We start from the raw sequence: 24,975 nt of genomic DNA on the forward strand, positions 1-24,975 counted from the left end.
CCCCCTTGTTTTCACCGGAAATCATACTTTTTAAAGGAAACGGCTCAAATCTTCTTGCCGCAAAAAGGTCATAAAGCTTACAGCGGATATAGGAAGCAGCGTAGAATTCAAATAAATCGCATAGAAGCTGCGTTCGAATCTAATGTTCTCAATCGCCTTCACTTTAAACAAACCTAACGTCACTTCATGCTTAACGGAAGACTGCGACAGGATGGATATGCCCAGCCCGGCTTCAACGGCCGATTTGATGGCCCCTGTGCTGCCAAGCTCCATGACAATCTTCATCGAGGAACAATCCATGTTGCAGCGGGCAAACTCCTCTTCCATCACTCTTCTTGTCCCGGAACCTTGCTCACGGAGAACGAACGGATATTTCAGCACCTCTTCGAGCGTAACGACGTCCATGTCCGCAAGCGGATGATCGGCAGGCACGATAAGCATAAGTTCATCGCTCAGAATAGCTTCCGTATGAACATCCGGATGATGAATCGGCGCCTCAACCAGCCCGAAGTTTAGCTGATGCCCCAGCACTTCATCGAGGATCTGCGTCGTGTTCATCACCTTCATGGAAACCGAAATGTTCGGGTAATCCTTGCTGAAAGGACCCAGCAGACGGGGCAATATATATTCGCCCATCGTTAAGCTTGCGCCCAGCTGCAGCCGCCCTTCAATCATTTTGGTAAATTTGGACATCGCAACGTCCGTTTCGCGGATAAGCTCAATGCTGTTCTTAGCAAACGGCATCAATGCCCGTCCCGCTTCGGAAAGCTCAATCTTCTTCGTACTGCGGTGAAACAGCTTCACGCCGAAATAATCCTCAAGGGATTGAACCTGCATCGTTACGGCAGGCTGTGTCATATGCAGAGCTCCGGCTGCATGAGAGAAACTGCCTTTCTCCGCAACGGTATAAAAAATATGGAGTTGATGAAAATTAAGTGCCATGAAAACCCGCCTCTCTTTGCTACCATTATATGAAATTGAACGCAGACAGTCCATTCAGGGCATAAAAAAGAGCATGCCGCGATCGACACACTCTTTACCTAGCCCATTATTCGATTAACGACGCTTACGGCTGTTCTTGATCAACGTCATGCGACGCGAGTGTCTAAGCCAAGAATAATATGATTTCAAATCGCGGAGTTCCATCGTTTCGGACATTCGCCCGAGGAAGGTGACGATGATCATCTTGTGCAGCGGGTTGCCGACCAGATCCGTTTCATGCTCCAATTGAGAAAACTCGGCAACGACAACAAGGTCGTCATCAATCAGATAAACGTCTTCTTCATTGCGATAATACGAGACGACGCTATCATTTTTAAGCTTTTCCCATAGAAAAGCACAGATTTCCTCGAGTGAATTGTTTTCGCTGGAAACACGATCAGTCCATCTCAGCTTGGCATGATTCGTGATCACGACATCCGCCACTTTCTTATCGCCCAGCTGTACGAAGAATGGTTCATAAGTACTCCATCTCCCCATTACCTTGTCTTTCATGATCACAACCCCTTTCCTACTAAAATGAGACCGTGTACCTATTCCCTAACTGTATGTAAGTTATACTTTACTTGATTATAACTTTTTTTCCCATGGAAGAATATATAAAATTATTAATAAATATTTGTGAAATCATGAAAAAATGCTTATTATCTAAAAATTCAAAAAAATAAAAAAAGCTTCTTTCGAAGCTTTCGTTTTGCACTGCAGCCTCAAAGGGTGTAAAATCTAGTTTTGTCCGGCACATCACTACTGTATTCGGTTTTGATTTCGTTGCGGTAAGACTTCTCGACTTTTTTGACGTAGGGCAGCTTGAGTAAGCTTCGAGTCGTCTCCTCTACTTTGCTTGCATGTATATAAAGAACTGCATAATTCATTTTCTTGGATATGTAATGAAGTGATCCGAACCGTTCCAAGTTTCTGGCGGCTTTGATATCGTTGACCCAAATGATCAACCCGCTACGCTCAATCATCATGATTGCTACCTCTTTTCAATAATACTAGTTATGGAGTGATATCTCTACATGAAGCCTTCCAACACCATTGTCCGCGTGTACCGCGGAAACATAACGGAAAGTATTCACCGCGTCCATCTCGCGCTCGTTAACGCCCAAGGGGCGCTGCTGCACGGGGCAGGCGACCCGCAATTCCTTACCTTCGCCCGTTCGACGGCGAAGCTTATACAAGCGCTGCCGGTCATTGAATCCGGCGCAGCTGACCGTTTCGGTCTCGGAGATGCCGAAATTGCTCTGTGCTGCGCTTCCCATAACGGGGAAGCCGAGCACGTGAACGCCGCCCGAAGCATCTTGGGCAAGCTTGGTTTCGATCGCGGGCACCTGCAGTGCGGTGCTCATGAGCCCTATCACGCGCCTACCGCGCAGGCGATGCGCGAACGGGGCGAAACCCCGACCACCCTGCATAACAATTGCTCGGGCAAGCACTCAGGCATGCTGGCGCTATGTGCGCACCTCGGCGCTTCGCCGGATACGTACATGAGACTTCAGCATCCTGTGCAGCAGCTCATGCTGGAAGCGGTGTCCGCGATGTCCGACATCCCTAAGTCGCAGATGGAGCTCGGGATCGACGGCTGCGGAGTGCCAGTGTTCGGCATGCCGATACCTAATCTGGCTCTTGCTTTCGCCAGATTGGGAAGCCCGGAAGGACTGCCCGCGGCCCGTGCAAACGCTTGCCAGAGAATCGTTGCCGCGGTGCGAAAATATCCTCAATTCCTCGCAGGGCACGATCGCTTCGATACGCACTTAATTAAAGTGACGCAAGGCCGAATCGTCGGCAAAATGGGAGCTGAGGGCATCTTCGCACTAGCGGTTCCGGAACAGGGATTGGGCTTTGTGCTGAAGGTTGAAGACGGTAATCAGCGTGCGCTGTATCCCGCTGTTATTGAAGCGCTGAAGCAGTTGAACCTGCTTTCGGCACCCGAAGTCAGCGAGCTCGCCGCTTTCCATACGCCAACCGTTCATAACTGGCAAGGAACCGAGGTCGGAATCATCCGCCCCGATTTCCAGTTATAGCAGGAGTTAACCGCAATTTCCGCTGCAGCTTCCGCCGGATGAACATCCTTTGCCGGTTGGAAGCGGGTTATTGCTGGGAACTTTAATAGATTCAGAAACGGCGTGAGCGATCGTCGTGGACACCGTGAACAGCAGGTCGTCCAACCGATCCTCCGCCTCTTTAAATCTGCGAACAGCCTCAACGCCGTGCAGCTTGTCCTGAATGTCATTAACAGCAGCCAACGCTTCATGATAGCTTGGGTGATAATGACCGAAGCGCTCGCATTCCTCGAATGCGTCTTTCTTTCGAGCGAAGACAGCCTGCAGCTCTTTCACTTCCGCGCTGTTCTCAACAGCGTTCTTCCAATATAAATAATCTGCCACTTCAGCAGAGGAATTAATCATGTCACCCATGTCATAGGCCTGCATAAGAACGGCCGACATATCGATCGTTTCTGCTTCCATTGTCTGTAACATACCTATGTTCAACTTCCTTCCTCTTAAAGAGTATCCAACATCTCTACTATACCACAGTTCCTGCAGAGTTTCTTCCTTTTCTCTTAGAGCTTATTTATAAACACCTTCGTCATTAATGCCCGGTAAAATCAGTTTCATTTCCTCCCAATCGTCACCGGACAAGGCAATTTCCTTATGCTCTTCCAATCCTTCCAGTATCCAACCTGACCGTTCTTCCCGCAAAATGCGAGGAATAATAACGCGGCTCTGCCCTTCTTTGCGCAGCTGCAGGCAGCTTTTCCACTCAATCGCCTTGCGAATCATGTCTTTGCGCGTAGAACCGTGGTAAGACCGGAAATCTTGAAGCCAGCTTACCGGAATACTCTCCATGTCCGGGTACAAATCGCCTTGCTCCGGCAGCTCGGAATCCATCTCATACAGCTGGATAGAATCCCTGGAATAGCATAAACCCTGTGTCTGATTCCCCAAAAAATTGTCCGATTCGGCAGCGGGATCGTCAGCCTCCTTGCGGCTGCTTTTAGGGTTATAGCCCATATTCTCCAAACACTTCGCAAGCTGAGACAACTGATCTTTGGGCACGATAAAATCAGCACCGCCGACACGTTCCTTAAGAAACGGCTGGCATTTCTCGTTTCTGAGCAGGGCATCCGCAATTTCATTCGAACGGCAGCGAAGCAGCGTTACTTCTTCAATATGCACCTTGCCTGCCTGCTCGCCCCATTGCCGCATCGTTTGAATAACAGGCTCCGGAACTTCATAATAAGCCTTCTCTTGCAGTATCCGGATGATCTCTTCACTGCTTTGCCCCTGTTCCCAGGCACGATAAAAGCTTTCTTTCGTCAAGCAGTAGGTGCGCACATGATCCGTCTGCTGAAGGTCAGCGAACGCAGCGATGTCCCATTCCGTACGAAGACCTGCATCCGGAAGCAAAAGTATTTCAAAATCAGGCTGCACATAAAAAGAAGGCGCTTTTGCTTGCGATTCCACTGAGCTTGCACGACTTGCGCCAAATTCGTCTTCTCCGCCCGGTGAAAACAACCATCGAAACCAGACACCGCCATTGGCATCTGCAGCGAGCTCTACAAAACGGAAGAGCGACAGCGGGAGAATCCAGCTGTTCAGGAACGCCTGGCGGAGCGACTCCGCTTCATTTGCCTGGGCTCCCCGGGAGCAGCATGCCAAGATGCCTCTCAAAATATCGTCGATGCCATACCACTGCCCGGCCTCCGTCTTCTCCATCCACGTGATGCCATGCTGCAGCCAGACAGGTGCGGGAAGCAGCAGCTGGCGCCAAACGCTGTAAAGCTGCGCCTGCTGCCTCTCATAGGCGCCTTCAAGCCAATTCATGCAGGCTTTCTTCTTGAAGAAGAGCTGCTCGCCGTTCCCTGTAAGAAAGCCCATCCGAATGGCCAATTCGAGCATGAGCACCGTCCCGTCATCATACTGATCTCTGAAAGCATACGTAATCCCCGAGGAGCGAAGCAGATCATTAGGCAGTGAAATGTGCTGGGTAAGCTTGGCAAGCTGCTTTTTATGCAAAGTTCCCTTGTTCGTTAACGGGAGAGAAAGCTGCTGAGAACACGCGGCAAGAAAGTGAAATAGCTGCTGTGCAAGACCTCTCGGATGAACCGGAGCGGCATCCTGTTCGTCGCCGCTCACATGGATGGCCCCCGCCGGCAGCAGTGCCAGAGCGCTTTCGTCTTCAACAGTCGCCAGTTGGACCGAGGGGAACAGAAGCTCCTGCCAAGAGGCAAAAGCATCCTCCGGCAGTACAAAAAGCTGCTCCCCCCATGCTTTGCGAAAGGCGGCAATAACGCCTGTCCGTCTAAGGCCTAGGAGGCCTATAGCAACTTGTGCGCCGGCCATTCGAAGGCCCGCTTGCTTCTCAAGTGCCTCGCGCGTGAACGATTCACAGCCGAACGCAGCAAGAATTAGGCGGAGTGTATTTTTTTCATCCACGGACAGATGGGAAAGCAGTCTTATCAGATATTTTCGATCCGTCAGCAAATCAGACAATGAAACCCCATCCTTCATGTAAGAAGCGCACCAAGTCTGGCTGGAAATAAGCTTTTTCAAGTCTTCAGGCATTCTATGTACGACTGTTTCATACCTCATGCTTTTCTCCTTTTTGTGCTCTCTTTTCAGGACTCCACCTTGTGATGCAGTATTCATAGCCTTGCTCAACCAAAAACAGCTGACGCTTCATGGCAAAATCCTGTTCCTTCGTATCCGTGCTGATGATCGAATAAAATACGGCAGCGTTGGAGCCGCTGCTCTTCGGGCGAAGAATACGCCCAAGCCGCTGCGCTTCCTCTTGACGTGAGCCATAGCTGCCCGACACTTGAATAGCGACCGCGGCATCCGGCAAATCCACCGCAAAATTAGCCACTTTGGAGACGATAAGCAGCGGCAGCGCCCCCTTTTTAAATTGTTCGTACAACTCCTCCCGTCGTTCATACGACATCGAGCCGCTGATCATCGGGGCACCGGTATGGGCCGCAATCTGTTCCAATTGATCGATATATTGTCCGATAATAAGGGTTTGTTCATTGGAATGAAGCTGCAGCAAATGGTCAATCACTTTTTGCTTGGCCATATTTTCGCCGGCAATCCGGAACTGCTGTCTGGCCCCAGAGGCTCCGTAAAGATCGCGATCGCCCTCAGACAGATCAACGCGCACTTCCTGACAGGTGACCTTCGCAATCCAGCCTTGCGACTCCAGCTCCTTCCAAGCCATATCAAACTTTTTCGGCCCTACCAGAGAGAAAACTTCTCCCTCTCTACCGTCCTCCCTTATTAAAGTGGCAGTTAAACCGAGTCGGCGAGTCGCTTGAATGTCCGCAGTGGCTCGAAAGACGGGAGCAGGGAGAAGATGCACCTCATCATAGATGATCAGTCCCCATTCTCTCTCGCTGAACAATCGCATATGAGCGAAGTCGTCCCCCTTTCTCCCGCGATGCGTCAAGATTTGATACGTTGCGATTGTAATCGGCCGTACATCCTTCGTTGTCCCGTTATATTCGCCTACCTGATCTTCTCCAAGACCTGTTTTGCTCAAAATTTCCCGCTTCCACTGCTTCACGGATGTGACATTCGAGGTAAGAATCAACGTTGCACAGGAGCATCTCGCCATCGCGGCGATGCCGATCACGGTTTTCCCGGCTCCGCACGGGAGCACAAGCACACCGCTCCCTCCTTCTCCGATGCGGTGAAAAGCATCAACGGCACTCTTTTGATAGTCACGCAATTGAAAAGGGGCTTCCGCCGTCTCCTCAGTCCGCAGCCTAATAGGAAGAAATTCGCCGCTCCGGCAGGCTGCTAAATCTTCAACCGGATATCCCAGCTTGATCAGTTCCTGCTTCAACAAGCCGCGAAATGCCGGTGAAACGGCAATAGCCCGCTCGCCGCGGGTGTCTTCCAAATATGTTTTCAGTGACTCACACGCACGAATTTCTTTCAATATGACCGTGTCATCACTGACCAGATAAAGCTCGTTTCCGACGTTTTCCATGCGCAAAATCCCATATCGGTTCGCATATTTCCGAATGCCACTGAGCACGGAGGAAGGTACACCGAATTTGGCATTTTGCTGCAAGCACGCGGACATCTGTTCGACGGGCATGCCCGCGGCGGCTGCATTCCAAAGCGATAGCGGCGTAATCCTGTACGTGTGGAGATGCTCCGGGCTTTTGACGAGATCGGCAAACCGGGACAAGGTCCCGCGAACGGATTCAAACTCAGGATGATTCGTTTCCAGCAGGATCGACAAATCGCTCTGAACGATCAGAGGACGGGTAGAATCTCCATGCATGGGGTGCCACCTCCTTTTCCTCTAGTATGAAAGGAAAGCACCGGATTTAAACCTATCGGGCACGTCCGTTTTAACGGCGAAAATGCAAAACGGGCAGCCCGGCGACGACCGCCGGACTACCCGAATAAAGAAATTTATGCCATAAAATTTTATTCAACACGAATGGCTTTTTCCTGAGCAAGCAAGCAGAGCTCTGCCGCTTTAAACGTATGTGCCTGCGTCATGGCATTCTCAGTCCGATGAATACAATCAAGGATCAACTGACCGAAGAAAGGAAAGCCTACTTGTCCATGAAGACTGTAGTGTTTCTCGCCTTGCTGATTGACCAGATACAGCTGATCTCCTTGCGGATCGCGTGCAATGTCAATGTATTTGCGGAGTTCGATATACCCTTCTGTTCCAAGGATCAGCGTGCGTCCGTCGCCCCATGTTCCCAGACCGCTCGGTGTCAGCCAGTCCACACGGAAGTAGTTTGTTGCTCCATTGTCTCCAACCAAGGTAGCGTCCCCGAAATCCTCCAGCTCAGGATAATCCTTCGCATGGTAGTTCGCCACTTTACTGCTTACAACGGTAGCGTCTTTACATCCCGCGTAATGCAGAAATTGTTCAATTTGGTGAGAACCGATATCACACAGAATACCGCCATACTTATCTTTTTTGAAAAACCAATCCGGACGGCTTGCGGCACTCAATCTGTGCGGTCCGAGCCCCATAACCTGAACCACCCGGCCGATAGCCCCCTCTTCAATCAACTGCCCGGCAAATACAGCGCTTTCTACATGCAGACGTTCGCTGTAGTAAACGGCATATTTGCGGCCAGTCTCTTCCACCTTCGCTTTGGCAGCGGCAAGCTGATCCAGCGACGTGAAGGGAGTTTTGTCCGTAAAGTAGTCTTTGCCGTGTTCCATCGCCCGGATGCCCAACGGTCCGCGCTCTGACGGAACAGCGGCTGCGGCAATAAGCTTGACTTCCGCGTCGTCAAAAATTTCTTGCTCCGAAGAAGCCGCTTTCGCCTGCGGATATTTCTCAATGAAAGCCGCGACCTTCGCAGGATCTTGGTCGTAGACCCATTTCAGCTCCGCTCCAGCTTCCAGCAGCCCGTTGCACATGCCATAGATATGACCATGATCCAGTGCAATAGCAGCGAAAACGAACTCTCCTTTTTGCACGACGATGTTCGGCTTTCCTTTTGGTGCGTAATTCATTCCATCGCTTTTTTGCATATCCGAATTCCTCCGCGATCTCTCCATGTAATGGAAGGGTCAATTAGTCTTATGGATCAATAGTGATTTATCTTGAAGCCGAAACATCAAATGTCTTGAACCCAGCTTCCTTCTGAACGGTGGAATTCTTGATTTTATCCTGCAAATGCTGTTCGAAAAGCTCCTCGTCAATCGGCAGATCAACCCAGTTGTCCGTCCATGTGGATAACAGCATCGCATTGGAAAGCATTAATCCTTTGATGCCTTCTTCCCCTGGAGCAACGAGCGGCGTGCCGTGCAGAATCGCATCTACGAAGTTTTGCGTAATCCCCATGTGGCTTGTCTCCTTGCCTTCGATCGGGATATCGATTTTCCAGCACTCCGGTTGACCGAATCCGCCTTTGAACGTTGCGTTGAATTCTCTTTCGGAAACGCGCAAACGCCAGAATGTCAGCTTGCCGTCCTCAATAACAATTTTGCCGCGGTCCCCGGAAATCTCGAAGCGGTTCGTTCCCGGAGCTTCCCCCGTCGTTGTAACGAACAGCCCTGTCGCACCGTTCTCATACTCGACGAATGCCGTTACATCGTCTTCAACTTCGATATTGCGGTGTTTGCCGAAATAACAGAACGCGCGAACGCGTTTCGGCATCATATCGATCGTCCACTGCCACAAGTCGAGTTGATGCGGATCTTGGTTAATGAGAACGCCTCCGCCTTCACCGGACCAAGTTGCACGCCAGCCGCCTGAATCGTAGTAGCTTTGGGATCTGTACCAGTTTGTAATAATCCAGTTCGTTCTGCGGATTTCTCCAAGCTCACCGGAGGAAACCAGATCTTTCAACTTTGTATATAAAGGGTTCGTACGCTGATTGTACATCATGCTGAATACTTTTCCTGAAGCTTGTGCGGCTTCGTTCATTTGACGAACTTGTTTCGTGTAAACGCCCGCAGGCTTCTCGCACAATACGTGGAGCCCGGCTTTAAATGCTTTGATTGCTGTTTCAGGGTGATCGTAGTGTGGAGTCGCAATCAGTACACTATCAATGACGCCTGAGTTCAGGAATGTATCGAGATTGTCGAATAATTGAACACCTTCACCCAAGTTTTCTTTTGCCCATTCCAAACGATCCGTTCTAAACTCGCAAATAGCCGTTAACTCGGCGCCTTTTACTTCGTTGTTCACCAAATATTTGGCATGTCCGGTTCCCATATTGCCCAGACCGACAATACCAATCCTAACTTTCTCCATGCATACTCACCTTTTTCCTATCAGATTCACAATGATTGAACACGTTACCAATGTAGCATATTTTAGCTCCCCGCATCTTGTCGCAGATTGACTACCTTATTGCGAACTTTGACAGATACCAAGGATAAACGACTTCGTCGTCCTTTTATACTTTCTTATCTACAAATAAAAAGAAATCCTTTCCCTTCTATTAGGAAAAGATTTCACTATGCCTCTTTATCTAGCGCCGACCGGCGATCTATCCGAAGAAATTTTGCTGAGCGCTTGACCGGCTTCATCTTCAAATATGCCGCGCACCGCCAAATCACCAATAGCTACAATGCCGACCAGCTCGCCATTTTCGACCACCGGCAGCCGCCTGATCTGATTTTTCGCCATGATTTTGGCTGCTTCATCAATTGAAGTATTGGGATCTATGGTAGCAACATCCTTCGATATCACCTGCTCAACAGCCGTAGAGCCGGAATGCTTTTCGGCGTAGCCGCGGACAACCAGGTCCCGGTCGGTTACAACGCCGATGAGCTTCTTGCCGTCAACAACCGCAACGAATCCGATATCGTGTTGTTTCATTTTCAGCGCGATTTCGTATACATTATCCTGCAAAGTAACCGTCACACAGTCTTTGCTCATAATCTCTCTAACTGTTTTGTCTGCCATGTCCACTATCCCTCCTCAGAGTTGTCTTACAGACATAGCATTCTCCAAAGGATGGACGGCATTCATGCCATATAATCCAAAGCCATGCCCAGCAGCAAATTAGCCGCATTCAGCATCGATTTCTCGTCGATATCAAATTTGGGATGGTGATGCGGATAAATTATGCCGGCCTCCGCATTGCCTGCTCCTACGAACATGTAACAACCTGGCCGTTGATGCAAATAATAAGAGAAGTCTTCTCCGGCCATAATAAGTGGAGATTCATGCGTAGCTTCCGCCCCGAAAAGGGAGGCTCCTACTTTAAAGAAACGCTGCGTTTCATTCACGTCGTTCACCACAGTCGGATAGCCCATCTTATAATCGATGTCATAAGTGGCTCCGAACATGTCACAGGTGGACTGCACCACCCGCTCGATGCGCTGCTTCACATCTTGTCTAAGTTCCGCATTGAAAGTCCGTACTGTACCGTTTAGCACACTCGTCTCTGCAATAACATTGAAACTCGTTCCTCCGTGGAAAGAACCGATACTAACGACACAAGGCTCAGTCGGATCTACTTGGCGGCTTACGATCGATTGCAGATTCACAACCAATTGTGAGGCGACATAGATGCTGTCGATGGTTTGATGAGGCAGTCCGCCATGTCCGCCCTTCCCTTGAATCTGGATCGTAAATTCGTCCGGAGCCGCCATCAATGGTCCCGCTTTGGAGTATACATGACCTACGGGAAAGGGTGTCCACAAATGAACGCCAAACACGGCGTCAACACCTTCCAGCGCACCGTCCTGAATCATGGAATCCGCACCACCGGGGGTGATTTCCTCCGCATGCTGGAACAGAAAAACCAGATTTCCTTTCAATTGGGACCGGTGCATGCTGGCTACCTTGGCTATGCCAAGCAGCGTTGATGTGTGGGCATCGTGGCCGCAAGCATGCATGACCCCCTTCGTCAGCGAAGCATAGGCACATTTCTTCTCATCTTGGATAGGAAGGGCATCCATATCGGCCCGGAGGGCAACCGTAGGTCCTTCTTCGCTGCCGCGAAGCAGTCCGACGACTCCGCCTCCTCCGACCCCTTGACGTACTTCTATATCCCAACTCTGCAAGTGATTTACTATAAATTCAGCCGTCCGGTATTCATGAAAGGAGAGCTCAGGGTTTTGATGCAGGTAGCGCCTCCAGGCAACCATTTCTTCATAAATGGCTTGTAAGTCCGCTTGAAATTCGAACATAGAATAATCCTCCGCTCATCCTTGTATCTTGATTTTTCTCTTTAAGCTTTGTTATTGAACCTATTCTACCAAAATAATGCTGCAGTTTCATCTCCAAAGTGCCATCAAATATTAGAAATTAGAGGGAGCTGTCGACTTGCAGAACCTTTGGAAACATACTATCATGAATAAAGAATGCATACGTACAATATGGAGGCGTTATAGTGATTATTGAAGCAACTGGCCTAAAAGGCTTAAAAAGCGATCTGGCTCACCTGGATGAAGTAACGACGAAACTTGGTTTCGTGCGCTGGCAGTGGGAGTACACGCGCGCTACTTATGATTTCAAAATGGAAGATAAAGCAAGTAAATCCGTGTACTTCCTACGTGTTAATGCACGCGTAGAATCCGGCAAACTGGAGTCTCCTTACGCCATTTTATTTCTAGAGGACGCATACATAGGAAGAGAAACATTCCCTCATGGTTTGGACTACGATTCACCGATTCCTGATTCCGTGCTTAAACTTTCCCAACAAAAATTGGATCAGCTAAAGCAATTGTTGGCCGACTAGGCGAGGGAACAGCATGAATCCACCTCGAAGAGGAACGCCGGATTTTCTGCTGCTCTTCTTAACCTTTTTGCTGGTATGCTTTGGTTTGGCGATGGTGTTCAGTGCAAGCTCGATGACAAGCGCATATCGGTGGGATGACCCTTGGCTTTTCACGCGTAAACAGTTGATTGCTGTTGGAATCGGTGTTGTTGGCATGCTGTTCTGCATGAATGTCCACTACACGAAGTTGAAAAAACTGGTCATCCCTGCGTTTTTCTTCGTCGTATTAGGCTTGGTATTTGTTATCTTTACAAGTAAAGCTAACGGAGCCAGCTCTTGGTACACACTTGGCCGATACGGCATTCAACCGACGGAGTTTGCCAAACTGATCGTTATCCTTTATTTAGCATCTCTGATAAGCAACAAAGACGAGAAGTTCCGAAGTTTCCGAAAAGGTCTTCTCCCTGCCATCTTGGTTGTTGCTTTTGTCTGCGGTTTGATTCTCTTGCAACCCGATTTCGGCTCATGTATGATCCTCCTGATGTGTTCGGTGATCGTCATCATGGTCGGAGGCTCTAATTTGAAGCACATTTTCGGTATCGGGGCTATATTTGCTGTCCTTGCTAGTCTGGGTCTAGTCTTGTATCTGTTGCTAGGGGACACCGGCAATAATTTCCGGATCAACCGGCTAACTTCATTTATGGATCCATTCGCCGATCCGCAGGGCTCCGGCTTGCAAGTCGTACAATCTTTGTATGCTTTCGGCCATGGCGGCTTCGCCGGCGCCGGGTTCGGACAAGGCATTCAGAAACTTCACTATTTGCCTGAGGCGCACAACGATTTCATTTTTGCAATTATCGGGGAAGAACTTGGTTTTATCGGGAGTTCCCTTTTCATTCTTATTTATCTGTTCTTCATTTGGCGAGGCCTTCTTATTGCCGTACGCTGCCCTGACATCTTCGGGATGTTATCCGGCGTTGGAATTATGGTTATGTTCGCGATCCAAGCCTTTATTAACATCGGCGGCGTCACAGGAACCATTCCGCTCACGGGCGTAACACTTCCGTTCATCTCGGCAGGCGGTTCATCCATGATGGTGTCACTGATCGGCATGGGCATCGTGCTGGGGATTTCCCGTGAACAATCACATAAGGAACCTGCAGCTGCATCTGCACAGAAAAAAAGACCCTAATCGACTTCAAACTCGATTGGGTCTTCTTTTTATTTGACACGATGAGGATCGTCAACAACATCTTCTTCCCTGAATGCGACGCCTTCTACTTTAACGTTAACTTCCACTACAGTTAAGCCTGTCATATTTTCGACAGCTTCCCTTACATTCTCCTGGAGATCCCTGCATACATCCTGAATACGGGAACCGTAATTGACGATAACGCGTAAATCGATGGCAGCTTCCACTTGACCTACCTCTACGGACACGCCTCGTTGTACGTTCTTACCGCTCAAACGTTTGGCTAAGCCTTCTGAAATGCCACCTGACATTCCTGCTATGCCAGCGGTTTCAAGAGCAGCGAGACCCGCAATCGTGGATACTACATCATCAGAAATACGAATTAAACCGGTTTGATTGTCTTCGGACATATGGATCAACTCCTAATATAATGATCTTTGAGCGGAACACAAAAATTTTCCACTCGACTATAAACCTATTGTAATAAGTTCAATAGATGAAAGCAAGGACTGCACAAAATGTCCAAAATCGAATTTACTTTAAAGGTCAAAGTGGGTATAGTAAAAAGAAGTAAAAAAGTACCAATAAATTAGGAGCCGGAGGGTCTACATTGAAAGGTAAATTGTTTTACGCAGGTTTAATTATTTCGTTCGTGCTAACAGCGATTGCACACTATACGCATATGGATACAACACTGCAATTCATCATCGCCTGTATTGCGATTATTTTTGTCGCCGGGTTCCTGGGCAAAGCGACGGAAAGCGTTGCCCATTATGCAGGCGAACGCATAGGCGGATTCCTCAATGCCACATTTGGCAACGCGGCTGAATTAATCATCGCCTTCTTCCTTGTGAAAGACGGCTTGTACGATATCGTTAAGGCCAGTCTTACAGGGGCCATCATCGGTAACCTTTTGCTGGTGCTGGGGCTCAGCATTTTCGCAGGAGGGCTCAAGTTCAAAGAACAATCGTTTAACATAAAACTAGCGTCCCACAACTCCTCCTTAATGATTCTGGGGGTTGTGGCGCTGTTCATTCCAGCGATTTTCACCGGAGGCTTAACGACCAAAGAGACATCCACAATGAGCATGATCGTTGCGATTTTACTCATCGCCGCTTACCTGCTCTGGCTTCTGTTCTCCATGGTTACGCACAAAAATATGCTCTCCGATGAAGCCATTGAGCATGGCGAAGCCGCTTGGTCCAAGTCAACTTCCATTCTCTTCTTAGTGCTCTCCACCGTCATGGTTGCTTTCACCAGCGAGTGGCTGGTCGGCACCTTAGAAGAAGTTACCCACAAATTCGGGTTTTCTGAGCTCTTTGTAGGTGCCTTCCTCGTAGCGATCATCGGAAATGCTGCCGAGCATAGCGCAGCCGTCATGATGGCGATGAAGAATAAAATAGGTGCGGCCGTCGAAATCGCGATCGGCAGTTCCTTACAAATTGCGCTATTCGTGGCGCCGGTGCTTGTTCTGGCCAGCTTCTTCATCAGCGGAACTCCCATGAACATCGTGTTCACAACCTATGAGATTGCCGCCATCGGGGTCGCCGTTTTTATTACCAAATCCATCACGCAAGACGGCTCGACCAACTGGTTTGAAGGTCTGCTGCTTCTGATTGTCTACATCATCTTAGGTGTCGTCTTCTTCCTGGTCTAGTCCGTTTGAAAGTCAACGACTGCATACGCCGAGCAAAAAAAAGTAACCCAGATGATGGGTTACTTTTTGTTATTCAGCGCTTCATATAGCTGAGCAAGGTTACGTTCAAGTTTGCTGAGAATCTGTTTGCCAGGCATCTCGGAAATAAGTCCCGCACGAATAGCAAAATCAATTTCTCTAGACAGACCGTACATTTGCGTATCTAGAACCTCTTCGTACAGCGGGCATTGACGCGTTGTCAAATTTTCCATTTGCACTTCGATCAGCTTTTCGATTTTATCTGCATCTTCTTGAAGAAGATTAAGCGCTTTTTGATTCATGTCCAGCAACAGATCAGATGAAGACATTCCACTTCCCCCTATACGCTTAGTCATCCGTCCTTATATGATCTATATTAAGCGAAAATGCTTCAATATACAAGAGAAGGTACCCTCAGAGATTCTGAGAGTACCTTCATTTGGAGTTAGACTAGTCTTCTACGACATTAACCCCTAATTCGTGCTTAGCAAAAACTTCAGCCATAGCGACTTTCGCTTCTTGCTCATCCGGTCCATGAACGTGCAAATCATATTTGCTGGAGCTTAGAAGGGTCGTGAACAACCCTAAAATACTTTTCACATCGATATACTTATTATCATATTGAAGAACGATGGATGATCTAAATTTATTGGCTGTTTGTGAAATTTCAACAATTGCGGCGTTGTTAGCACTTGGCATATTTCATTCCTCCATTTATTTGCATATGAATTGGTCGCCTTGCTTTCTATATGATAACGTGGATAGGTGACAAAGCGCAACTAGAAAATTTCCTGCATTCTCCAACACATCTTACTTCGCTTTGGGGGCCAGCACCCGCTTCACTGCATTTCCGATGAAGATCAAAACGATTAAAATGCCGAGCAGAATGAGAAGTCTTCCTTTATATTTGTGAAAATGAAATAAATCGTGAGCAATCATCGATTCTAAAAAAACGATGGGCAGTTTCCCCAGCAGGGTGCCCCATAGAAAATGAGTAAACTTTATTCTTGTCAGCCCTGCCGCAAAGTTAATCGCCGATGAAGGTAGAATCGGGATCAAACGACCTAAAAGCACGTACAAGAAACCGCTTTTCTCCATGCGGCGGCTGAACTGAGTAACAAGCGGAAACCGATTCAGCTTCTTCTCGACCCAGGCATGTCCATAATAACGAGCAAAATAAAAAGAGGCGATTGCTCCTAAGCAAGACATAGTATAATTCACGAGAAATCCAACTTTAATCCCAAAGATAGCAACATTCGTCCCGGCCACAATGACAAACGGAATAAACGGAAAAAAGGTTTGAGCTACGATCAAGGCCATGCCGATAATTTTGCCCGGCCAACCAAGATCCCTCAAATGTTCGGACAGCTGCCGCATATTGGTGTGAGCGAGTTTAATACCTATGGGGTTAAAGAAGAAAAAGTAAATCAAGCAACCGAGTAAAATCAAAACAACAAGAATTGAAAGTATCCGCTTTCTGTTAGCCACTGACAAATTTCGACCATCCTTCCCTTAACCAGATCATTGTATCATGTAACCGTTGGATCAGGAAGAGAAAAGTAGGGCAAATCTATGCCCGATTGCACCTAGTCTGCCCCATTTTTTCAGGTCGTATCACAAAGAAAAAACCACCCGTCTGCGGACAAGTGATTTGGCTGAGAACTAACCCACTTTAATTTGGTTCCGACCGTTGTTTTTAGCTTGGTACAGCGCCATATCCGCACGGTAGAACAAAGATTCGACGCTAATCTTATCCTCTTCCCAATTCCAATCGGAAATACCGCAGGAAACCGTGACTTGCGGACTTGTTTCTTGAAGAACTCTCGAGCGTATGCGTTCGGCAATCCGAATTGTCTGATCCTTCGCAACTTGTGGCAAGTACACCGCCAGCTCTTCCCCGCCCCATCTTGCCGCGATGTCGCTATCCCGGATACAGGACTTAATAATTTGGCTGACCTGAATCAAAATTTTGTCGCCAATCTGATGACCGTGCGTATCGTTAATACGTTTGAAATTATCGATATCCACAACAATCAGCGATCCGCAAAAATCCTTCTTTTGCAGCAAATTTGCTTGTTCATCCAAATAGTGACGGGCATAAAGGCCAGTTAAATTATCCGTGATGACCATCCGTTTCACTTCCGCATGCAGAGAGGCGTTCGTCATGGCAAGACCAATATGACCGGAAAGCACTTGCAGCAATTTATAGTTATCATAAGAGAAGAAATTAGGTTTACTGTGCATGACCATTATGACGCCTTCCACACGGCCGTTCACAAGAATTGGCGAACCGATCAGCGACCTGGAATTGGTTAACTGCAACAGCTTCGATTTGACCTTGTTGTTTGACATATAATCGGAGATGATCGTCGGCTCTTTGGTGCTGTAAATAAGACCGGCAAAACCTTGATCCATGGTATACGTCTCATGATACAACGCCGGCAAATTCGTAGCTTGTACAATTAATTTGTCCGATTCGTTATCCTTTTGCAAAATACAACTGTAATCGGCGCCAAAAATGCTTAAAAGCTCACTTGAAGCCGAGTTGAAAATTTCGTTCAGCCGTAAGCTTTGGTTGAGCTGTTTGGTAATTTCGTTGATTAGGCGAAGCTCATTTATCATGAGGTTGGACTGCTCATACAATTTCGCATTTTCGAAGGCCGAACCTGCCGTATCCGCGAGCAGCGAAATAAACTGCAAATCCGAAGCCTGAATCAAATCATGCTCAAACTGCATATATAAGACTCCGTAAACGCCCTGCTTACCTGAAAGCGGCGCCGCTACTTTCCCCGTACTTGGCCCTTCACCGTCCATCGCCGGTTCGAAGACGACGGTGCTTTCCATAAAAGCACGCGTACAGATGTCGTTCTCAATACTCTGAAAATTTAGAGGCTTCACCGACAAATTCGTTGAATCATTGTCTTGTGAAAGCAATAAATCCACTTGAATATTCGGGTATACCCTGTACATGCATTCGATCGCCTCGGTCAGCACCGAATCCACATCAATCTTCGCATGGAGCTTCTTAGACGCCTCAAATAAAATGTCATGCTTCTTAAAATCAAGCTCTCTTTGTTGATTTTGGAGGAGCAGCTGATCATATCTGCGGCGGTCTTCAATACTTTGCACACAGCTATAAAATGAAAAAGATAATGTATATAGCAACTGAATGAGCCCATCAGGCTCTATATGATGTGATTGGGAAAATAGTCCCAAATAGGCAACCGGCTGTTCTTGAGGATCTAGGACTGGAATGCTAACAGCTGAAGTGGGCTTTAGCCCCCAAATGTTCATTTCTTCGCTTGTCATCACATGCAATCTCGGATCATCCAAACATCTGGCCAGAGGGTTGTCCTCTCGATCCGCATGACGCCAAGACGTACCGGATTGCGAGAATTTATCCATAAAAGAAGCTCTATTCGAGCAGGCATTGATGACTCGAAGATCCGTATTCACGCATAGCAGTGCGGTTTGAGGCGGCAGCATCGCTTGTCCGAATTGATAAACCCAATACTCAAAAGCATCCTGCAGCGCTTGATAAGAATTGAATTCCCCATAAGAAAAGTTGCTAGAAAGAACAAGACCTTGCCGAAGAAACTCTTCGAAGTGCTCTGTCGGGCTATGTTGTTTCATACTACGAAGTGATTCACTCATAGGCTCTCCTCACTAACAAACTATAGTCCAATTGATCCAGGCAAAATGGTACCTTCATTATCATACTATTTTTCCGCCTGCATTGCACGATATTTTCAATCCCTCCCGCTGGATTCAGACTTGACACTTGCTCCGCTTTTTAATAAAATTAGAAGTCGAGTAACACCATGATTTCGGTGAATGCCATTTGTGATCACCCTCACTGCTTTTGCTCCTGCCAAGACAGCGGCTGAACTACTCTTGTCAGGGAATCACATTATGATTCGCAAGCAAAACCAGGCACTTGTCTTCACCCTGACATCTAGATGCTATCTACTAAACTATTTGTTAAAAAGAAGGAGTTTTTCCTAAATGTCACGTTATACAGGACCTAAGTTTAAATTAAGCCGCCGCGTAGGTATTTCTTTGAGCGGTAACGGCAAAGACATGAAACGCCCATTCCCTCCAGGTCAACACGGCCCAGGACAACGCAAAAAAATGAGCGGCTACGGCGTTCAATTAAATGAAAAACAAAAACTTCGCCACATGTACGGCTTGAACGAGAAGCAATTCCGTAACTTGTTCGATAAAGCTTCCAAACTGAAAGGTATCGCCGGTGAGAACTTCATGATCTTGCTTGAGAGCCGTTTGGACAACTTGGTTTACCGTCTTGGTCTTTCCAACTCCCGTGCAGGAGCGCGTCAACTCGTTTCCCACGGTCACGTAACTGTAAACGGCAAAAAAGTAGATATCGCTTCCTACATCGTATCTACTGGTGACGTTATCGCCCTTCGCGAAAGAAGCAAAGGCCTTTCCGCTGTGAAAGAAGCTCTTGCTAACCGTAACCACCTGCCAACTTACCTTGAGTTCAACGATGCAGCAGTAGAAGGCAAATACATCCGTTTGCCAGAGCGCGCTGAGCTTCCACAAGAAATTGACGAGAAACAAATCGTCGAGTTCTACAGCCGTTAATAAAAGCAAACCCCTTAGGGATTTCCCTAAGGGGTTTATTTTTTATGTTTATTTAAACTGCGCCAGGTAGTAGTTCTTTTTGCCGCGACGGATCACGAGGTAGGACTCCCCAAGTCTGCCCAAATCGTTGGTAGCCGCATTAAGCTCCGTTACTTTGACGCCGTTAACCGTCACAGCCCCGCTTTCAATATCTTGACGGGCTTGGCGTTTGGACGGTGCAGCGCCTACTGAGATCAGCAGATCCACTAGCAGCATATCCTCTTGTTCTATTGTCGAAGACGGAACATCCTTGAAGGCTTCTTCAATCTCCTTGCGCGTAAGCTCCTGAATGTTGCCGCTGAATAAAGCCGCGGTTATGTTTAGGGCACTCTCCAGCGCTTCTTCCCCATGAACAAGCTTCGTCACTTCGCGGGCAAGCAATTTCTGTGCTTCTCTCTTCTCCGGCTGCGTTTGGACTTCAATTTCAAGACGCTCAATTTCCTCGTGGGAAATAAACGTGAAATACTTTAAGAAACGGATAACATCGTTGTCGGCTGTGCTGAGCCAGAATTGGTAGAACTGGTAAGGAGACGTTTTGGTTGCGTCCAACCAAATGGCTCCGCCTTCCGTTTTCCCGAACTTTTGTCCGTCGCTTTTGGTTACAAGCGGCAGCGTTACGCCATAGGCTCTGCTATCCGTCGTTTTGCCAATCAGCTCAAGCCCGGCTGTAATGTTCCCCCACTGGTCGCTGCCGCCGATTTGCAAGGAACAGTTTTTGGTTTCGTTCAGTTTTAAGAAATCATAGGATTGCAGAATCATATAACTGAATTCCGTGAAAGAGATGCCTTTCGTGATTCTGGAATCGACGGAATCCTTGGCAAGCATGTAGTTCACCGTAAAGTTTTTACCTACATCGCGCAGAAACTCAATGACATTCAGCGACCCAAGCCAGTCATAGTTGTTGACAAGCTCCGCACTGTTTTCAATATTCGTTGAAAAGTCCAGAAATCTGGAAAGCTGCCCTTTAATGCTTTGGGACCACGCTTCTACCGTTTCCGGTCCATTAAGCGTTCTCTCGTTGGCTTTACCGCTCGGGTCACCGATCAACCCTGTGCCGCCCCCTACGAGCGCGAGAGGAATATGACCAGCTAATTGGAAACGTCTTAATGTTAAAATAGGCAGCAAACTGCCGATGTGCAGACTGTCCGCTGTCGGATCAAACCCGCAGTACAGCACGACCCGCTCTTCGCTTAACTTTTTGTCCAAGCCCTCGCGGTCTGTTATTTGATGAAGCAATCCACGAAACTCCAAATCCTTCAAAATCGACATGTTCATCCATCTCCTTTTTCATGTGAGCATACAAAAAAAGCCTTCTTATCCACAAGGGACGAGAAGACTTGACTCGCGGTACCACCCTAATTAAAACAGCAGTTACGTACATCTATATCAGGAATCATCCGTGTACACGGCCAGCTGTTTTCACTCAAGAACCTGTAACGGGGTTTAATCGGTAAATACTACTAATGCAGCTTCTGCTGCAGGTTCCCATTTACTGCTCCAGACCGTAATTCACTAACCTGCAGGTACCGGTTCGCACCCACCACCGGCTCTCTGAAAGCATCCACAAGCTACCTACTGCTGATCCATCAACGCATTTGATACAATTTATATCATACAATTCCGGCAATTGTCAAACCATGCTGTCACGTTTCTTCGCTTGATCATTACCGCATGCAGGGCAATTATGGTATACTATTAGCGTTCATGTAAGGAGGATATCGGAACTTATGCGCAATTTTTTCGCCAAATGGAATAAACCTTGGGTAAGAACAACATGGAAAGTAACCTGGATTACGTTAAAATGGGCGCTCATTTCTGCATTTTTAGCAGGAATCGTGGGTGGCTCCGCCGCTTTTGGATATGTCAGTGCGCTGGTTAAAAAAGATCCCATCCGCAGTGAAGAATCCATTCGCCAGCAGATGCAGGAAAACGCCGTAACCGGCTTTGCTTACTTCAATGACGATACGGTCATCGGACAATTACGGACGGAAGAAGACAGGCGTCTCGCCCAGTTGGATGACATCCCTCAAGTCCTTCTAGATGCCGTTCTGTCCATTGAGGACAAAGATTTCAACAAGCATCACGGGATCGATTTCCGCGGACTTTACCGGGCAGTTACGCAGAAGCTGTTGAATGAAGAAGTTCAAACCGGAGGCAGTACGATTACACAGCAGCTCGCCAGACGGGTATTCCTCACGTTGGATCGTGATGACGGTCGAAAAGCAAGAGAACTGCTGCTCGCCCTGCGGATGGAACGGCTCATGTCCAAAGATGAGATTTTGCTCGCTTATCTCAACAAAATCCCATACGGCAATGGCTCGACAGGCTACAACCTGTATGGGATCAAAGCCGCAGCCAAAGGTCTGTTTAACATTGACGACTTGAGCAAACTAAATGTTGCCCAAGCTGCTTACTTGGCCGGGCTGCCTCAATCCCCTTCGCAGTATTCGGCCTTCACAAGCAAGCCGGAATTTGATCAAGAAGGCTTCAAGAAAGCCGTTGCAAGGCAGCAGCTAGTGCTGAAACGCATGCTGGAAGAAGAAAAAATCACGAATGAACAATATCAACAAGCGCTAAAATTTGATCTTAAGGCGTCTATGCCACATGCAGCTCAGAAAGCTTACACGACTTATCCGTATCTGATGATTGAGACGGAAAAGGAAGCAGCCGATATCCTGCTGAAAATTCAAAAGCCGGATCTTGATCCAACAAAAAATCAAGCCGCTTATAATGAAGCTTTGAAAGGCATACATACACAGCTCTTACGCGGCGGTTACCAAATCTACACCACGATCGACAAAACGATTTACGATTCGATGCATGAGATTTCGAACAACGATAAGAACTTTGCGCCTACGGATGAGAAAAAAGGCATCGAACAGGTCGGTGCGATTATGATCGATTCCAAAACGGGTGCGATCAAAGGAATGATCGAGGGACGGAATTTCTTCGACGAGCAGCTTAATCACGCTACACAAGCGTACAGACAGCCTGGCTCAACGATGAAGCCCATTGCCGCTTACATTCCGGCTTTAGAAAAAGGAGCCATACAGCCGGCCAGCATTGTGGATGACATCCCGATTATTTTGAAAGACGGCGTCAAAGGCTTCCATCTTCCCGAGAACTGGGATCATAAATTCCATGGCTTAATGACAGCCAGAAAAGCATTGAATCAGTCCTACAACATTCCAGCGATTGATCTGTTTTTGAATAAGGTCGGCATTAATGACGCCTGGGACTTTGCGAAAAAACTAGGCATCACCTCCATTCAAAAAGAAGATTATTACGCGCAAACCGGTGTTATCGGCGGACTAAGCCGCGGTACTTCCGTAAAGGAACTAACCGGAGCTTATGCCTCCATTCCGAATAAGGGTGCATATAACGAGACGTTCATGATTCGTGAAATCAAAGACTCTAACGGCCAAACGATTTACTCGCATGCTCAAAAGCCGACACAGGTCTACTCTCCGCAAAGCGCATATTTGATTACCGATATGATGAAAACGGTGATTAGCCAAGGTACGGCGACAGATTTGATGAAAAAATATAAATCTTACGGCAAGATCGAGATTTCAGGCAAAACAGGCTCCACGCAGGATGATGCGGATGCATGGTTCATGGGCTTTACCCCAGACATTACAGTCGGCGTATGGATAGGCTATGATCAACCGATTAATAAATTATCCTCGAAGACGCTGCAAACGTATCATGCCAAAGATATTTGGGCCTTAATCATGAATAAGACCATCGAGCAGAAGCCCGAGCTCTTCCCTACCAAAACGTTCGTTAAGCCTGACGGCATCGTTTCCGCTACCGTGTCCAGCTTATCCGGCAAGCTGCCGAGCGAATTAACGACGAGTTCGAATCTTCAAGTGACCGATATCTTCAACAAAAAGTACGTGCCGACAGAAGTCGATAATGTGATGGTCCGGATGAAAATCAGCTCCTATAACGGATTGAACTACATCGCACAGGAACATACACCGGCAGATTTCGTACAAGAAAAAACGGTCATTAAACGCCAGAAATCGATCTCGCAGCTGCTCAAAGAAATCGAAGATGCGATGAGCAAGCTTCCGGAAAAAAGCAGAAAACCGATCGATAATTACAAACCGACCGATTATGACGATGATGCTCCGTCCGAAATCGATCCACGGGTCGAAGACGGCAAAGAACCAACGGCGCCGACGAACATCACCGCAACGAAGTCCGGAGAAAACGTATCGATCACATTCCAGCCAAGTCCAAATACGGACATCGTCGGATATCGCATCTACCGTTCGGATAACCGCGGTAAGTTCCAGCTCTTAGGCGGCAAAGTTGTCCTAGCGGGAGCAGAAGCGAAGTTTGTCGATATGATTCCATCGACCAGCTTGATGGGGTACTACGTAACTGCCGTCGATGTAGCCGGAAAAGAATCCGTACCGAGCCGTTCTGCCTATACAGACGGCAGCTCGCTTGATTCATTGTTCATCCCGTCCGCGGACGGGACGCAAATGCCTGGTTCAACTTCGCCCCCTGACGGTGCGACGGAGCCGCCAGGCACGGCATTGAAAGACGCGCCTAGTGCTCCAAGCGGACTTAAAGCCAAAGCTGACGACGCCGGCATCGTGCTCACTTGGAGAGCAAATGCAGGGAAAGATAAAGTCAAGAAATATAATGTCTACTTTAGCGATAAGGAAAAAGGCACCTTCTCGAAACTGGGCTCCGTCGAAAACGGAACCGAATTTCATTACTATGCTGCGGCTTACAACGGCTACTACAAAGTAACGGCCGTCAATGATTCTGGCGAATCCAAACCTTCTGCAACCATCGCCTACAATAACTGATAGTTAGAAGAGGATGTCCCAGGGTTTCGATTCCAAACGCTTTACGAAGTAGGCGAGGTAAGCTAACGGGAAAATCTCCCACTAAATGACTCGAATGATGACCTTGCAGGGAATTTAGAAGGAAAACCTCCCGTTAATTTGGCCGGAATCAGAGAATTCTCATGAAATTGGTGCAAATAGAGGGAGTTTTTCCGGCTAAATGGATCTGACAGGCTCTTGCAATCAGATTTGAGGGAATTTTTCCCGCTGATTTGACTGCAGAAACAAAATTGCACAAAGAGGGTGTCCCATAAGTCATTGAAATGACTGGGGATACCCTCTCATTTTTATGTAAACAAAAAGAAACCGTTCTTTGGTAAATGGAGGTGCCACCCACCCACTTACGAAAGGAACGGTTTATTTATGCATTCAATATACCATGCTACTACCAATGGATTTGGAGAGGAAGACATTCCTCTAAGACAGCCTTATCTAT

Annotated in this window: 22 protein-coding genes and 1 other annotated feature; of the genes, 6 read left to right on the forward strand and 16 right to left on the reverse strand. The window is 47.7% G+C overall.

Going from position 1 to position 24,975, the window contains the following annotated elements:
- Positions 1 to 30: 30 nt before the first annotated feature.
- The 3 genes from GC097_RS25415 to GC097_RS25425 all read right to left on the reverse strand — a co-directional run bounded on the left by GC097_RS25415 (position 31) and on the right by GC097_RS25425 (position 1,970).
- Complete coding sequence (locus GC097_RS25415) at positions 31 to 942, reverse strand: selenium metabolism-associated LysR family transcriptional regulator (RefSeq protein ID WP_171686078.1); 912 nt, start codon at positions 940 to 942, stop codon at positions 31 to 33.
- 114 nt (positions 943 to 1,056) lie between these two features.
- Positions 1,057 to 1,494, reverse strand: a complete 438-nt coding sequence (locus GC097_RS25420) for a hypothetical protein (RefSeq protein ID WP_171686079.1) — start codon at positions 1,492 to 1,494, stop codon at positions 1,057 to 1,059.
- Between the two features lie 212 nt (positions 1,495 to 1,706).
- Positions 1,707 to 1,970: a YlbG family protein gene (locus GC097_RS25425; protein WP_028558190.1), complete on the reverse strand. Its 264-nt coding sequence runs from the start codon at positions 1,968 to 1,970 to the stop codon at positions 1,707 to 1,709.
- A gap of 48 nt (positions 1,971 to 2,018) precedes the next feature.
- Here GC097_RS25425 and GC097_RS25430 point away from each other — a divergent pair, with 48 nt between their 5' ends.
- A complete protein-coding gene (locus GC097_RS25430) occupies positions 2,019 to 3,023 on the forward strand; it encodes an asparaginase (RefSeq protein WP_171686080.1) in 1,005 nt (334 codons plus the stop codon).
- 6 nt (positions 3,024 to 3,029) lie between these two features.
- Here GC097_RS25430 and GC097_RS25435 read toward each other — a convergent pair whose 3' ends face one another.
- From GC097_RS25435 to GC097_RS25465, 7 genes are all read right to left on the reverse strand, one after another.
- Positions 3,030 to 3,479 carry a YlbF/YmcA family competence regulator gene (locus GC097_RS25435; RefSeq protein WP_171686081.1) on the reverse strand — a complete coding sequence of 150 codons (450 nt, stop codon included), beginning with the start codon at positions 3,477 to 3,479 and terminating at the stop codon, positions 3,030 to 3,032.
- 90 nt (positions 3,480 to 3,569) lie between these two features.
- Positions 3,570 to 5,594: a helicase-associated domain-containing protein gene (locus GC097_RS25440; protein WP_171686082.1), complete on the reverse strand. Its 2,025-nt coding sequence runs from the start codon at positions 5,592 to 5,594 to the stop codon at positions 3,570 to 3,572.
- The gene (locus GC097_RS25445) at positions 5,584 to 7,290 is read right to left on the reverse strand and encodes a DNA repair helicase XPB (RefSeq protein WP_171686083.1); all 1,707 of its coding nucleotides are present in this window, start codon (positions 7,288 to 7,290) and stop codon (positions 5,584 to 5,586) included. The genes GC097_RS25440 and GC097_RS25445 overlap by 11 nt, the downstream gene beginning before the upstream one ends.
- 149 nt (positions 7,291 to 7,439) lie before the next feature.
- Positions 7,440 to 8,513 carry a Gfo/Idh/MocA family protein gene (locus GC097_RS25450; protein WP_171686084.1) on the reverse strand — a complete coding sequence of 358 codons (1,074 nt, stop codon included), beginning with the start codon at positions 8,511 to 8,513 and terminating at the stop codon, positions 7,440 to 7,442.
- Positions 8,514 to 8,580: 67 nt separating this feature from the next.
- On the reverse strand, positions 8,581 to 9,741 hold the full coding sequence (locus GC097_RS25455; RefSeq protein WP_171686085.1) for a Gfo/Idh/MocA family protein: 1,161 nt from the start codon (positions 9,739 to 9,741) through the stop codon (positions 8,581 to 8,583).
- Positions 9,742 to 9,957: 216 nt separating this feature from the next.
- Positions 9,958 to 10,398, reverse strand: coding sequence for a CBS domain-containing protein (locus GC097_RS25460; RefSeq protein ID WP_171686086.1), 441 nt, complete (start codon positions 10,396 to 10,398; stop codon positions 9,958 to 9,960).
- Positions 10,399 to 10,460: 62 nt separating this feature from the next.
- Positions 10,461 to 11,630 (reverse strand): M20 family metallopeptidase, encoded by a 1,170-nt coding sequence (locus GC097_RS25465; protein WP_171686087.1) that lies wholly within the window; start codon positions 11,628 to 11,630, stop codon positions 10,461 to 10,463.
- A gap of 203 nt (positions 11,631 to 11,833) precedes the next feature.
- Between GC097_RS25465 and GC097_RS25470 the strand changes: the two genes are divergently transcribed.
- On the forward strand, positions 11,834 to 12,181 hold the full coding sequence (locus GC097_RS25470) for a YugN family protein (RefSeq protein WP_171686088.1): 348 nt from the start codon (positions 11,834 to 11,836) through the stop codon (positions 12,179 to 12,181).
- A gap of 13 nt (positions 12,182 to 12,194) precedes the next feature.
- Positions 12,195 to 13,352: a putative lipid II flippase FtsW gene (gene ftsW, locus GC097_RS25475; RefSeq protein WP_171686089.1), complete on the forward strand. Its 1,158-nt coding sequence runs from the start codon at positions 12,195 to 12,197 to the stop codon at positions 13,350 to 13,352.
- 29 nt (positions 13,353 to 13,381) lie between these two features.
- Here the strand turns inward: ftsW and GC097_RS25480 are convergent, their stop codons facing one another.
- Positions 13,382 to 13,762: an Asp23/Gls24 family envelope stress response protein gene (locus GC097_RS25480; protein WP_171686090.1), complete on the reverse strand. Its 381-nt coding sequence runs from the start codon at positions 13,760 to 13,762 to the stop codon at positions 13,382 to 13,384.
- Positions 13,763 to 13,962: 200 nt separating this feature from the next.
- Between GC097_RS25480 and cax the strand changes: the two genes are divergently transcribed.
- Complete coding sequence (gene cax / locus GC097_RS25485) at positions 13,963 to 15,009, forward strand: calcium/proton exchanger (RefSeq protein WP_171686091.1); 1,047 nt, start codon at positions 13,963 to 13,965, stop codon at positions 15,007 to 15,009.
- Positions 15,010 to 15,068: 59 nt separating this feature from the next.
- Here the strand turns inward: cax and GC097_RS25490 are convergent, their stop codons facing one another.
- The 4 genes from GC097_RS25490 to GC097_RS25505 all read right to left on the reverse strand — a co-directional run bounded on the left by GC097_RS25490 (position 15,069) and on the right by GC097_RS25505 (position 18,681).
- Positions 15,069 to 15,356 carry an Fpa/YlaN family protein gene (locus tag GC097_RS25490; protein WP_056833125.1) on the reverse strand — a complete coding sequence of 96 codons (288 nt, stop codon included), beginning with the start codon at positions 15,354 to 15,356 and terminating at the stop codon, positions 15,069 to 15,071.
- Positions 15,357 to 15,477: 121 nt separating this feature from the next.
- Positions 15,478 to 15,726, reverse strand: coding sequence for an HPr family phosphocarrier protein (locus GC097_RS25495; RefSeq protein WP_145656731.1), 249 nt, complete (start codon positions 15,724 to 15,726; stop codon positions 15,478 to 15,480).
- A 111-nt stretch (positions 15,727 to 15,837) separates the two neighbouring features.
- Positions 15,838 to 16,458 carry a TVP38/TMEM64 family protein gene (locus tag GC097_RS25500; RefSeq protein ID WP_246294445.1) on the reverse strand — a complete coding sequence of 207 codons (621 nt, stop codon included), beginning with the start codon at positions 16,456 to 16,458 and terminating at the stop codon, positions 15,838 to 15,840.
- A gap of 231 nt (positions 16,459 to 16,689) precedes the next feature.
- On the reverse strand, positions 16,690 to 18,681 hold the full coding sequence (locus tag GC097_RS25505) for a sensor domain-containing diguanylate cyclase (protein ID WP_246294446.1): 1,992 nt from the start codon (positions 18,679 to 18,681) through the stop codon (positions 16,690 to 16,692).
- Positions 18,682 to 19,032: 351 nt separating this feature from the next.
- Here GC097_RS25505 and rpsD point away from each other — a divergent pair, with 351 nt between their 5' ends.
- Positions 19,033 to 19,632: a 30S ribosomal protein S4 gene (gene rpsD, locus GC097_RS25510; protein ID WP_127452159.1), complete on the forward strand. Its 600-nt coding sequence runs from the start codon at positions 19,033 to 19,035 to the stop codon at positions 19,630 to 19,632.
- A 48-nt stretch (positions 19,633 to 19,680) separates the two neighbouring features.
- Here rpsD and tyrS read toward each other — a convergent pair whose 3' ends face one another.
- Positions 19,681 to 20,940 carry a tyrosine--tRNA ligase gene (gene tyrS / locus GC097_RS25515; protein WP_171686092.1) on the reverse strand — a complete coding sequence of 420 codons (1,260 nt, stop codon included), beginning with the start codon at positions 20,938 to 20,940 and terminating at the stop codon, positions 19,681 to 19,683.
- Between the two features lie 51 nt (positions 20,941 to 20,991).
- Positions 20,992 to 21,270, reverse strand: a binding site (T-box leader).
- A 128-nt stretch (positions 21,271 to 21,398) separates the two neighbouring features.
- Here tyrS and GC097_RS25520 point away from each other — a divergent pair.
- Entirely contained in the window at positions 21,399 to 24,500 is a 3,102-nt protein-coding gene (locus tag GC097_RS25520) for a transglycosylase domain-containing protein (RefSeq protein ID WP_171686093.1), read from the forward strand.
- The last annotated feature ends 475 nt before the right edge of the window (positions 24,501 to 24,975 follow it).

The organism is Paenibacillus planticolens (assembly GCF_013141725.1).
Classification (GTDB): Bacteria; Bacillota; Bacilli; order Paenibacillales; family NBRC-103111; genus Paenibacillus_E; species Paenibacillus_E planticolens.